This is a genomic window from Rhodospirillales bacterium, assembly GCA_016712595.1.
GTDB lineage: Bacteria > Pseudomonadota > Alphaproteobacteria > Rhodospirillales > Defluviicoccaceae > Defluviicoccus.
The window spans coordinates 1,676,171-1,687,233 of record JADJQT010000001.1; the positions used below are offsets into that span (position 1 = coordinate 1,676,171).

Consider the following 11,063-nt stretch of genomic DNA (forward strand, 5'->3'; position numbering starts at 1 on the left):
GGGAGGTCGCTTTTGAAGCGGCGATAAATCAGCGCTGGTGGCGCCAATTGCTCCGCAACGGAGAAACCTATACCGTTCACGGATGGCTGCCGAATTGTCGCAGGGCCAGCGATCCGAGAGGAGGAGGTGCTCGTGGGCATAAATGCCTACGACTTCTATGACTCCGAACTCGCGGCACACCAGGAGGTCGCCGGTCAGACGGCGCGCATGCTGCGCGATAATTTCGTTCAAGCGCTCGCGTTGTGGAGCGCGGCGATCCGCCAGGGCGGCAAGATCCTTTTTTTTGGCAACGGCGGTAGCGCCGGTGATGCTCAGCATCTGGCGACCGAGTTGACCATTCGCTATTCCCAGGATCGGGCGGCCATTCCGGCGATCGCGCTGACCACGGACACCTCCGCCTTGACTGCCTGCGGGAATGATTTCGGCTTCGAGCGGATTTTCGCGCGTCAGATTGAGGCCCTGGGGAAGAGCGGCGATGTCGCGGTCGGCATTTCGACGTCGGGCAGAAGCAAGAACGTGTGCCGGGGTTTGCGGGCGGCGCGCGCGCTGGGCCTGAAGACAATAACATTGACCGGCGGCGATGGTGGTCACGTAGTCGAAATCAGCGACGTCTGCCTGATCGTGCCTTCGGCGGTGACCGCGCGCATTCAGGAGATGCACATCATGCTCGGCCAGATGCTGTGCGGGGCGCTGGAACTGGAGCTTGGTCTGGTCAGTATGGATGAGCCGAAAAGATGACCGACGGAACCATGAGTCCGCACCGGGAGATCGTGCAAGCGGCGCGGGTCTTGATCGTTGGTGACATCATGCTCGACCGTTATGTCTACGGTTCGGTCGAACGGATCTCGCCCGAGGCGCCGGTACCGGTTCTGAAATACGATCGGGAATCGGCAATGCCCGGCGGGGCTGCCAACGTGGCGCGCAACATTTGCGACTTCAACGCCGCGGTCGAACTGGTTGGTATCGTCGGTCATGATGCCTCGAGCGATGATCTGGGCGCGCTCGCCGAGGGCTATCCTTTCTGGCGGCATACTGTCGTGCGTAGCAGCACCCGACCGACGACGACCAAGACCCGTCTGATCGCCGATCGCCACCAGATCATGCGCCTTGATATCGAGGATACGCGTCCGGCCGACGCGGGTGAGGAGGCGGCGGTCATTGCCGCCGTTCAGGCCGGGGTCGCCCGCGCCAGCATTCTGGTGCTATCTGATTACGCCAAGGGAGCGTTGACCGAAGCGGTCATTCGCGCGGCGATCGGGGCCGCGAAAGCGGCTTCGCTGCCGGTTGTCGTCGACCCCAAGTCGGCAGATTTCCGGCGGTATGCCGGCGCGACGGTGGTGACTCCCAACGCCAACGAACTGGCACGCGTCGTCGGTCGGCCGTGCCGCGATGACGAAGAAGTCGCTAGCGGAGCTGCGCAGCTTCTGTCCTCGGTGGATATCGGCTCAATTCTCGTTACCCGTGGCGATCGGGGGATGACTCTCGTAACCCGTGACGCTGCGCCGCTGCACATCCGGACAACCGCAAAGCCGGTCTTCGACGTATCGGGTGCTGGCGATACGGTAGTTGCGGTGCTGTCGGTGATGCTGGCCGAGGGCGTTCCGCTGCCCACCGCCGCCGACGCGGCGAACCTCGCCGCCGGCATTGTCGTCAGCAAGCTCGGCACGGCCACTGTCACCCGCGGGGAGTTCGCCGTCGAGATGCGGCGCCGACAGGAAGGCGAATGGACGACGAAGATCGTCTCGCTCGATCAGGCGGCGCAAAGACAACACGTTTGGTCGGCCGCTGGCGAACGTGTCGTCTTCACCAATGGATGTTTCGACCTCCTGCATCCGGGACACATCAGCCTGCTGCGTCAGGCAAAGGCAGCCGGCGAGCGGCTGATCGTCGGGCTCAACACCGATGCGTCGGTCCAGCGTCTCAAGGGTCCGACGCGGCCGGTGCAGGACGAGGGCGCGCGGGCATTCGTGCTGTCGGCGCTCGACTGCGTCGACCTTGTCGTTCTGTTTGATGACGATACGCCGCTCAGGCTGATTGAAACCTTGCGCCCGGACGTTCTCGTCAAGGGCGCCGACTACCGGCCGGACCAGGTGGTCGGTCGGGAGGTCATCGCCAGCTACGGCGGCCGCCTCCTGCTTGTCGACCTGGAGCCAGATCGCTCGACGACGGCGATGATCGAGCGCATGCGCGCGTAATCCGCCGTGCGGTCGCCACGATCAGGGCCGTCGGCCGATTACGATTGGCGCCAGAGGCGGGCGGTGCCAGCTTTATCGCGAGCGATTCCGACAGACCCGCGATGGCGAACTTGGTGGAGCCATAGACGCCCCAGCCTGGATAGCCGCCACAGCCTGCCGATCGATGAGATGTTGATCCATGATCGGCGCGCTACTGCGCATCTGCGGTAACAGCGCGTACTTCGGCGGAAGACAGGGCTATGTCCATGGTCTGGTCTCCTGATGACGTGCTCCCGGTTACCCGCAGGTCGCTGCTGGTTCAGATCTCGCGGCCGACAACGGCGTCTAGCGAGAAGCGGCCGCCGCCGCGGATGACGAAACTCAATGCCAGGATGCCCCACAACAGCGGGTATTCGTATCCGCCTTCGGTCCAGAAGAAGCCGTTGGGCACGTGGACCTGGATCACCGCCACCGTCATCAAGCCGGCTACCAAGGCAGCCGCCACCCGGGTAACCAGCCCCAGGGCGAGCAGCAGCCCGCCACCGAACTCGACCAGGCCTGCCAGCACGGCGATCCATGGTGGCAACCCGAGCTTGGAGGCGAAAAACTGTTCGGTACCGGCGATGCCGGCGCCGCCGAACCAGCCGAACAGCTTCTGGGAACCATGCGGCACCAGCAGAAGCCCGGTTGTGATCCGGACCAGCGGTTCGGCGTAAGGGGATAGGGTCTCAGTGATGCGCGCGAGAGGGGGAACGAGAGGTCTGATAGCGTCGGTGCCTATGGTGGACATGGCGGCTCTCCGTCGCGGATCGAAATAGGGAATCCAGTGCCGTCGATTAACCATTATCTGGATTGACGCGGGGCGGACGACAACCCAGTTCTCCATAAACAGCACAGCATGCTCGCGCGTCACACCATCCCGGTTCCAGGCAAGACCAGATAGGTCTGCCTATCGATATCCGCGGCGCCAAGCGCCTTAAATCGAGGGCGCAGGTCAAGCAGGAGGTACTCGCGTGCCCCGACTTTCCTGGCCGAAATCGCTGCTACCGGCGTCGCTTGCCGACGACATCCGATCCGATCACAGCGCCTACCAGCACGGGGGCGTTGAGTTCGCTCGATGCTGCGGTCACCGCCCGTGACCGCGGGTTCTGACCAACCAGGTCGGCCGTATCAACGTCATTGTCCAGGGCCGTCACGAAGGCACGCACGGTGTCCAGCCGGTCGATCATTGCTCCCACCCCGCGAAAGGGTGGCTGTTGCGCAGCGGGCGTTCTGGCCTCATCGCCGACCGCCTAAACTTTTGCTCGACGCAAACCTGTTAAGCCAAGGCAATCCCCCATGAAGACGCCATCGACATCTTTGGTCGCCCCGAGCGCCTTTCCGCCGGCAACCCGCGGCTCCTTGGGGTTCGCGATCACCCCCGCCGTACGCCGGGCGCGATCAGCTCAGTACTGGTCGCGCACCGCCGGACGGCGTCGACATCTTCGATTGAGAATCGGGTCCTGCGAGCGGATCGGTAGTCATTTTCCTGCTCGGCTTTGCCGTCTTGCTCGAGAGGTTCCCGTGACTGAGTGGCTCAGGGTACGGGCAATCCCCTCCCTGGGGCGAGCGTGCCAACCGTCACCACGTCTCCGGTCATGCCATCGGTATTGTGCGGGGAACAGGCCATGACATTCCCGGCTGAAATGCGCGCCGCCATCCTCGATGCGCAGGGCGTGGCGTTCCGTCTCGCTTACATCCCGCGTCCGGAGCCGGGCGAAGGTGAAGTACTGGTCCGGATCTCTGCGAGCGGCGTCAACCCGCTCGATCTCAAGATCCACGCCGGCGAAGCCGCGCACGCCCGCCATCCCTTGCCCGCCATCCTCGGCCTCGATCTCGCCGGCGTCGTCGAGGCGGTGGGGAACGGCGTCACCCGCTTCCGGCGTGGTGACGAGGTCTATGGGATGGCCGGCGGCGCCGGCGGCGTTCCGGGTTCGCTCGCCGAGTTCGCGGCCGTGGACGCCGACCTGCTTGCAGCGAAGCCCGCCAACCTCACCATGCGCGAGGCAGCCTCGCTGCCCCTGATCTTCATTACCGCATGGGAAGGATTGGTTGATCGCGCCGGCGTTTCGGCAGGCGAGAACGTGCTCGTCCATGGCGGCGGCGGAGTGGGACACATCGCCATCCAGATCGCCAGGAGTTTCGGCGCGCAGGTGTTTGCCAGCGAATCTGAGCGCAAACGCACCGTGATCGAACAACTCGGCGCGACCTTCATCGATTACCACACCCAGGCGGTTGCGGAGTACGTGGCTCGCCACACCGGCGGCAAAGGCTTCGATCTCGTCTATGACACCGTCGGCGGTGCCGTGCTCGATGCTTCGTTCGAGGCTGTCCGTCGCTACGGCCATGTCGTGAGCTGCCTTGGCCGGGGCACGCATGCGCTTGCGCCGCTTTCATTGCGTGCGGCGAGCTATTCCGGGGTCTTCACGCTCCTGCCGCTTCTCACCGGCGAAGGTCGTGCCCATCACGGGGCGATCCTCGAACAGGCCACACGCCTTGTGGAGGCGGGTCAGGTGGTGCCGCAGGTCGATCCGCGGCAGTTCAGCCTGGAGACAGTCTGTGACGCCTATCGGGCCATCAGGAGAAGGGCTGTCCGTGGCAAGGTGGTCATCGACATCGCGACCGACGCGCATGACGAGAGCCTGCTCGACGAGGCGCTCGATGAGACCTTCCCGGCCAGCGATCCGATTGCTCCGGCGACAACTCGCTAAATCAAGCGGTTGCGGGTGCGACGCGCCGGCACGCCCAGCCAACGGTTAAAAATCGGCGCCGACTTGAGATGAGAAGGGACGCACGCGATGGGCTCGATCACCACCAAGGACGGCACGCAGATCTCCTACAAGGATTGGGGCGAAGGTCAGCCCGTTGTTTTCAGCCATGGCTGGCCGCTCAGCGCCGACGCGTTCGAGGACCAGATGTTCTTCCTCGCCTCGCGCGGCTATCGCTGCATCGCTCATGACCGCCGTGGCCATGGCCGTTCCAGCCAACCCTGGAACGGCAATGATCTCGACACCTACGCCGACGACCTCGCGGAACTGATCGAAACCCTCGACCTGACCAACGCCGTCCACGTCGGCCATTCCACCGGCGGTGGCGAGGTCGCCCGCTATATCGGCCGCCACGGCACCAAGCGCGTGGCCAAGGCGGTGCTGATCGGCGCGATCCCGCCGCTGATGCTGAAAACGCCCGCCAATCCCGGGGGCACGCCGATCGAGGCGTTCGATCAGCTACGTGCCGCCGTCCTCGCCGACCGCTCGCAGTTCTGGAAGGAGCTCAGCCTGCCCTTCTACGGCTACAATCGGCCGGGCGCCAAGATTTCGGAAGGCGTGCGCGAGTCGTTCTGGCTGCAGGGAATGATGGCCGGCTTCCCTGCCGCGTATTTCTGCATCAAGGCGTTTTCCGAGACCGACCTCACCCAGGATCTCAGGGCGTTCGACGTGCCGACGCTGGTTCTGCACGGAGACGACGACCAGATCGTCCCCATCGGTGCTTCCGCCCTGCTGTCCTCGAAGCTGATCCCGAACGCCACCCTCAAGGTTTATGAGGGCGCCCCCCACGGCATGTGCACGACCCTAAAGGACAAGGTGAACGAGGACCTGTTCGATTTCATCAAGGGGTGAGCTGATCACGCCATGACGGACTACCGCTCACCGTGCGGAGTGCTCCTTTAAGAGAACCGGAGGCATTCCGACCGGAAATCGCACGAAGGAACGATACCATGCGTGACAGACCGCGCCAGACAACCGACGCCGTGGCCGGCATCGTCTCGGCTTGGGGCGAAGAGCCGGCCTTTCGCCCTGGCGATCCCGTCCGGATCCTCACTCGCTCCCCGATCGGCCACTATCGAGTCCCAATTTATCTTCGCGGCAAAGCGGGCGTAATCGAAGCCGTTCTCGAACCGGCCGCTATCGACAATGAGGAGGAAGGTTACGGCCGCAACGCCGGAGCCAAGCTGCATTACTACCGCGTCGCGATTTCGATGACCGAGGTCTGGCCGGACTACGTCGTCTCTCCCCGGGATGGATTACGCGTCGAGGTCTTCGAGAGCTGGCTCGAAAGGATCTGATCAATGACGCCACAATATCACGATCAGGTGCACGCGCACGGGCATGATGACGCCCACGATGAGATCGGCAGGTCCGGACGCCCTGGCTACTACGAGATCATGGAGACCGCGATTCGCGAGCTTCTGATCGAAAAACAGCTGATCCTGCCGGACGAAATTCGCCGCCAGATCGAGGTGCTGGATTCGCGAACCCCGGCGCTCGGCGCCAAGGTCGTCGCCCGCGCTTGGGTCGACCGGGAGTTCCACGACCGGTTGCTCGCCAATGGTCGTTCGGCTTGCGAAGAACTCGGCATCAGCTTCTACGACGACACGCAGCTCATCGTGCTCGAAAACACCGAAAAGGTGCACAACCTCATCGTCTGCACGCTCTGTTCTTGCTACCCGAGGCCAGTGCTGGGGCTTCCGCCGGACTGGTACAAGCTCAAGCCTTATCGGGCGCGCGCGGTTTCCGAGCCGCGGGCCGTCCTCGCCGAGTTCGGCACGGTCATACCCGACGACGTCGAGGTCCGCGTCAGTGACTCGACGGCGATGGTCCGATATCTCGTGCTGCCGCGGCGGCCGGAGGGCACGGAGGACTTCAGCGAAGAGAAGCTGGCCGGCCTCGTCACCCGCGATGCGATGATCGGTGTCGCGCCGGTCGCCATCGCGGCGGGGACGACCGGGCAATGACCGAGACCGAGACCATCGTGACGCGTTTGCCGAACGACATCGGCGGCCTGCCTGCCGGCCCTGTCCAGCGCGTTGATCACGAACTCGAGCCGTGGGAGAAGCGCTGCCATGCGCTCGCCGACGTTCTCGACTTTCACAAGATCATCAACACCGAGGAGAAGCGCTGTGGTGTCGAGGCGCTCGGCAGCGAGATGATCGGCCAGCTCACCTACTACGAGCGCTGGATCGTGGCATTTGCCAACATCCTCTTCCGGAAGCAGATCCTCACTCCCGGCGAACTCGCGCACAAGATGGACGAGGTGCAGGGCAGATCAACGCCTGAAACGGATGATGATGCCGCGGGGTCAAGGCGTCCATGATACCCGATGGCAGGATGGTTTGCCTGAGCGGCCACGGCCTTAAAGAGGCGATGGAGCGGTTTGCGACGGCGATAACCAATCGAGGTATGACCATTCTTACTTGTATCGATCATGCCGCCGCAGCGTTGCTGGATCGGACCCGGTACGCGCACGGTCGCCCGGATGACAGCGTCCGACTTCAAGAAGTGTTGCGCATCGGATTGGTGTGGACCCGTAGGCGGGCAACGATCCCCCTTGGGTGTTCTGCCACGCGCTCGGTGTGACCGGTATGAAGCTCAGTTTCGAGGTGGCATAAGGGGCAGAAAATTATGGATATCGACAAGGCGGATACTGCGGTGGTGTTTATTGACCCGCAAAACGACGTACTGAGCGAAAAAGGGGCAAACTGGGGAGCTGTGGGCGCAAGCGTTACCGAAAATCGCACGGTCGAAAACATGGAGCGGATTTTTGAGGCCGCCAAGACGCGCGGATATGACGTGTTCATTTCTCCCCATTACTTCTATCCAACGGACTCTGGCTGGAAGATGAACGGACCGCTCGAGGCTGACGAATTTCACACTCACACGTTTGCCCGAAGCGGGCCGCTCAATCTGGCCGGTTTCTCAAACTCCGGCGCGGACTGGCTGGATCGCTTCAAACGGTATATTGAGGACGGCAAGACAATCGTCGTCAGCCCTCACAAGGTGTTCGGGCCGCAGACCAACGATCTGGTCCTGCAACTGCGCAAACGCGGGATCAGCAGGATCATCCTCGGTGGGATGCTGGCGAACATGTGCGTCGAGGCCCATCTGCGCGAACTCATCGAGCAGGGATTCGAGGTTGCCGTGGTCAGGGACGCGACCGCCGGACCACGGCATCCGGTATGGGGCGACGGCTATCAAGCGGCCGTCATCAACTACCGATTTCTTGCCCATGCTGTGTTGTCGACCGATGAAGCGATCAATGGCATGCGCTAAGGAAGGCCGTCTCGGCATGCTTACGCATGCTGTATCCGCTTGGCGCCGCATGTCCACATCGACGCCGGACAAGCGTGATCACCCGTCCCCCTTAACGGGCAGGATTGGCTGCAGCGTAATCCTTGCGGTCCGACCGTCCTCGATCGGGCGGACGCGGCTGAACCACCCGTCGCAGAGCCGATCCGCTGCACAGGAGCCGCATACCGCGAAGATGACGGGAAACAAAACATCCTGGGGCACGTGGGTGAACTCGAGGATGAGAGCGATCGCGGTCAGCGGCATCTTCATCGAGGATGCAAGGAAAGCTCCGGCCCCGACGAGGGCGAACGCCCCCAGCGGCTCGCCTGGCCATATCGTCGTCCACAGGCCGCCGACGACCGTGGCGAGCAGCGCGCCGATGGTCATACCGGGCGTCAGCATGCCGCCTTTCGCGCCGACGCGCAGGGCCGCTAACGTTACGAGCACGCGCAGCAGCAGCAGGGCCAGGGCCAGGACGACGGACAGATCATCGGCAAGGCTGAGCTGGATCGGCCCTTTGCCGTTGCCGAGCAGTTGCGGAAAGCCGATGGCGAGCACGCCAATGCCGGCGAACACCGCCAGCGCCGACGGCACAAGGCGCCAGTCGCGAGGCGATTTCGCCGTCATCGCCGTCGCAAGGCGGCTAAAGCCGTAGGCGGCGACACCGAAGACCGGGCCGGTCAGCATCGACCAGACGAGAAGCGAGCCGGTGGTGGCGAACGGCATGACCGGATATTGCACGGCATCGCCGAGCCCGATCCAGGCGATCCGCGCCGCAATCGCCGAGGTGATGAGTGCGGGCAGAACCGCGGGCAAGCTGAAGGTGCCGAGAAGCACCTCAAGGACGAAGAAGGCCCCCGCCAGTGGCACGTTATAGACCGCTGCCAGGCCCGCGCCGGCGCCGCAGGCGATCAGGATTCTGCCCTCCTCGGCGGTGAGGCCCGCGCGCCGCGACAGCCAGCCGCCAAGTGCGGCGCCGATCTCGCGGGGCGCCACCTCCCGGCCGAGGGGAGAGCCCAGGGCGACCGTGACGACCTGCAGCAGGGCATGCACCGATGTCTCCGGCAGCGGCATTGGCTGGCCCGGCGACTGCACCGCCTGCCTGATCGAGACCAGCGGCCGCCCGTAGCGGTAAAGAGCCCACCATCCGCCGCCCGCCAATGCGCCGCAGCCGGTCAGCACGAGGATACGTCGCAGCGGCGAGGCATGACTGACGCCCTGCAGGAAGCTCTCGGCGCTGATGACCGCATCGAGGCTATAGCCATAAGCAAGATGCTGGACGACGTGCAGCAGCAGAGCCAGACTCATGCCGCCCACGCCCGCTGCAGTGCCGGTCAGCACCGTGGCAACCGCAAGCCTGTGCAGCGGCGTTTTTCCCTCGGTGGACATGGCATTTGTCCTTGGGAGGATAGGGGTCAACCCGCGATCAGGTCGCAATGACGATACACGATTTCCGCATGTATCCTCGGTATTCGTCTCGGCCTTGCCACTGTGGCGGACGGTGATCACGGTCATCGCGCCATCACAGGCGGAGCTCATTACCTTAAAGCCGGGCGAGCGGTAACCTTGCTGATGGCATGGGTGAGCGAGCCGGGTGCGCGCAAGCGCCCGCGGTTTCGTTCGTCAGACAAAAGCGGAATCAGAGCTGGACGCGCCGGAAGGTGCTGGGCGCTATTCCCGTCCAGCGCCGGAACGCTCTGGTGAAATTGGCCGCATCCGCGTAACCCAGCTCGCAGGCGATCTCGATGAGCTTGGCATCGCGGTCCCGCAACAGCCGGGTGGCGACGTCGAAACGCACCGCATCGACCAGATGGGAATAGCTCTCGCCGCAAACGGCGAGATAGCGTTGCAACGTGCGGACGCTGAACCCGACGGCACCCGCCGTCTGCTGAATATCGGGGACCCCGTCGTTCAGCAGCGCACCGATCACCTGTCGTACTGAACCGGCGAAATCATTCGCCGGCGCTGTGGCGCGCATAACTTCGTAATCCTCGGGATCAGCGGCGGGCCCAGGGCTCGCGTTGGCTGGTCGCCTGGCCAGCAGCGAACGCGCGAACACCACTGCCTGCATTCTTCCCGCGCAGACGACCGGCACTTTCAGGATCGCCTCGATCCGGCTTCCGTTCGGCTTCTCGCTCTGCGCCAGCCTCACCTCATCCGGCATCCAGTCGGGGCCGACGACCGCGCGGATCGCTTCGATCATCATCGATAAGGCGAAAAGCTCGCCCTGCCGCCGGCCCGGGACCTCAGGGAGCGCGAAGGTATGGCAGAGCAAGGCGTGCTCGCCATGGTACCTGAGTGAGATGCGGTCGCCTGAGCTGTGCAGGGCGATCGCGCCGATCAGCCTGTTCAGCGACTCGTGCAGCGTCAGTGCGCCACGACCCAGTTGCGCGAAGGCGCCCAAACGATCAAATCGCGTGCATTGCCCAACCACCAGGCCGAGATCGAGCAGGCCCTCGCTTCGGGCGATGCGGCCCAGAAACGCCAACGACTGGTGCATGGGAACCAGGCGCTCCGGATCTGTGAAAAGCTGCTGCGGCAATCTCGCGCCCTGCATCAGACGTTCGATCGGCCCGCCAATTCCTTCGACAAAATCGACGAACGGGACGAGCGCGTTCGCCCGAACCATCGCTATCGCTCGCATCCCGCCGCTCCGTCCGTCCGGTACGTCGTGCACGGTTATCACGCCACCCTTTGGCGCCAAATGACAAGACTGTCGGGACTTTTTCCAGTAAGTCTTGACCGGTCGGTGGGAGGCCTTTCGCATCGCTTTTCATTCGGC

12 protein-coding genes are annotated in these 11,063 nt (G+C 63.8%); 8 read left to right on the plus strand and 4 right to left on the minus strand.

Annotated features, from left to right (window positions below; genetic code table 11):
- Positions 1 to 138: 138 nt before the first annotated feature.
- Positions 139 to 738 carry a D-sedoheptulose 7-phosphate isomerase gene (locus tag IPK66_07575; GenBank protein ID MBK8175114.1) on the plus strand — a complete coding sequence of 200 codons (600 nt, stop codon included), beginning with the start codon at positions 139 to 141 and terminating at the stop codon, positions 736 to 738.
- Positions 735 to 2,195 carry a bifunctional D-glycero-beta-D-manno-heptose-7-phosphate kinase/D-glycero-beta-D-manno-heptose 1-phosphate adenylyltransferase HldE gene (gene hldE / locus IPK66_07580; GenBank protein MBK8175115.1) on the plus strand — a complete coding sequence of 487 codons (1,461 nt, stop codon included), beginning with the start codon at positions 735 to 737 and terminating at the stop codon, positions 2,193 to 2,195. The genes IPK66_07575 and hldE overlap by 4 nt, the downstream gene beginning before the upstream one ends.
- 298 nt (positions 2,196 to 2,493) lie before the next feature.
- On the opposite strand, the gene IPK66_07585 is transcribed toward hldE, so the two are convergent.
- The gene (locus tag IPK66_07585) at positions 2,494 to 2,964 is read right to left on the minus strand and encodes a DoxX family protein (protein MBK8175116.1); all 471 of its coding nucleotides are present in this window, start codon (positions 2,962 to 2,964) and stop codon (positions 2,494 to 2,496) included.
- 253 nt (positions 2,965 to 3,217) lie between these two features.
- Positions 3,218 to 3,403 carry a hypothetical protein gene (locus tag IPK66_07590; protein ID MBK8175117.1) on the minus strand — a complete coding sequence of 62 codons (186 nt, stop codon included), beginning with the start codon at positions 3,401 to 3,403 and terminating at the stop codon, positions 3,218 to 3,220.
- 438 nt (positions 3,404 to 3,841) lie between these two features.
- Between IPK66_07590 and IPK66_07595 the strand changes: the two genes are divergently transcribed.
- The 6 genes from IPK66_07595 to IPK66_07620 all read left to right on the plus strand — a co-directional run bounded on the left by IPK66_07595 (position 3,842) and on the right by IPK66_07620 (position 8,263).
- On the plus strand, positions 3,842 to 4,924 hold the full coding sequence (locus tag IPK66_07595; GenBank protein MBK8175118.1) for a zinc-dependent alcohol dehydrogenase family protein: 1,083 nt from the start codon (positions 3,842 to 3,844) through the stop codon (positions 4,922 to 4,924).
- A gap of 87 nt (positions 4,925 to 5,011) precedes the next feature.
- Positions 5,012 to 5,833, plus strand: a complete 822-nt coding sequence (locus tag IPK66_07600; GenBank protein MBK8175119.1) for an alpha/beta hydrolase — start codon at positions 5,012 to 5,014, stop codon at positions 5,831 to 5,833.
- Positions 5,834 to 5,931: 98 nt separating this feature from the next.
- Positions 5,932 to 6,279: a nitrile hydratase subunit beta gene (locus tag IPK66_07605; protein MBK8175120.1), complete on the plus strand. Its 348-nt coding sequence runs from the start codon at positions 5,932 to 5,934 to the stop codon at positions 6,277 to 6,279.
- Between the two features lie 3 nt (positions 6,280 to 6,282).
- Positions 6,283 to 6,948 (plus strand): nitrile hydratase subunit alpha, encoded by a 666-nt coding sequence (locus IPK66_07610; GenBank protein ID MBK8175121.1) that lies wholly within the window; start codon positions 6,283 to 6,285, stop codon positions 6,946 to 6,948.
- Positions 6,945 to 7,307, plus strand: coding sequence for a nitrile hydratase subunit beta (locus IPK66_07615; protein MBK8175122.1), 363 nt, complete (start codon positions 6,945 to 6,947; stop codon positions 7,305 to 7,307). The genes IPK66_07610 and IPK66_07615 overlap by 4 nt, the downstream gene beginning before the upstream one ends.
- Before the next feature lie 308 nt (positions 7,308 to 7,615).
- Complete coding sequence (locus IPK66_07620) at positions 7,616 to 8,263, plus strand: cysteine hydrolase (GenBank protein ID MBK8175123.1); 648 nt, start codon at positions 7,616 to 7,618, stop codon at positions 8,261 to 8,263.
- Between the two features lie 78 nt (positions 8,264 to 8,341).
- On the opposite strand, the gene IPK66_07625 is transcribed toward IPK66_07620, so the two are convergent.
- Both IPK66_07625 and IPK66_07630 read right to left on the minus strand, forming a co-directional pair.
- On the minus strand, positions 8,342 to 9,670 hold the full coding sequence (locus tag IPK66_07625; GenBank protein MBK8175124.1) for a chloride channel protein: 1,329 nt from the start codon (positions 9,668 to 9,670) through the stop codon (positions 8,342 to 8,344).
- Positions 9,671 to 9,920: 250 nt separating this feature from the next.
- Positions 9,921 to 10,925: an AraC family transcriptional regulator ligand-binding domain-containing protein gene (locus tag IPK66_07630; protein MBK8175125.1), complete on the minus strand. Its 1,005-nt coding sequence runs from the start codon at positions 10,923 to 10,925 to the stop codon at positions 9,921 to 9,923.
- Positions 10,926 to 11,063: the final 138 nt, after the last annotated feature.

Excerpts from the sequence above, each read along its gene's own strand:
- IPK66_07600 (MBK8175119.1), top strand. The coding sequence starts at position 5,012 with ATGGGCTCGATCACCACCAAGGACGGCACGCAGATCTCCTACAAGGAT.
- hldE (MBK8175115.1), top strand. The coding sequence starts at position 735 with ATGACCGACGGAACCATGAGTCCGCACCGGGAGATCGTGCAAGCGGCG.
- IPK66_07590 (MBK8175117.1), bottom strand. The coding sequence starts at position 3,403 with ATGATCGACCGGCTGGACACCGTGCGTGCCTTCGTGACGGCCCTGGAC.
- IPK66_07620 (MBK8175123.1), top strand. The coding sequence starts at position 7,616 with ATGGATATCGACAAGGCGGATACTGCGGTGGTGTTTATTGACCCGCAA.
- IPK66_07595 (MBK8175118.1), top strand. The coding sequence starts at position 3,842 with ATGACATTCCCGGCTGAAATGCGCGCCGCCATCCTCGATGCGCAGGGC.
- IPK66_07625 (MBK8175124.1), bottom strand. The coding sequence starts at position 9,670 with ATGTCCACCGAGGGAAAAACGCCGCTGCACAGGCTTGCGGTTGCCACG.
- IPK66_07615 (MBK8175122.1), top strand. The coding sequence starts at position 6,945 with ATGACCGAGACCGAGACCATCGTGACGCGTTTGCCGAACGACATCGGC.
- IPK66_07630 (MBK8175125.1), bottom strand. The coding sequence starts at position 10,925 with ATGCGAGCGATAGCGATGGTTCGGGCGAACGCGCTCGTCCCGTTCGTC.
- IPK66_07605 (MBK8175120.1), top strand. The coding sequence starts at position 5,932 with ATGCGTGACAGACCGCGCCAGACAACCGACGCCGTGGCCGGCATCGTC.
- IPK66_07585 (MBK8175116.1), bottom strand. The coding sequence starts at position 2,964 with ATGTCCACCATAGGCACCGACGCTATCAGACCTCTCGTTCCCCCTCTC.
- IPK66_07610 (MBK8175121.1), top strand. The coding sequence starts at position 6,283 with ATGACGCCACAATATCACGATCAGGTGCACGCGCACGGGCATGATGAC.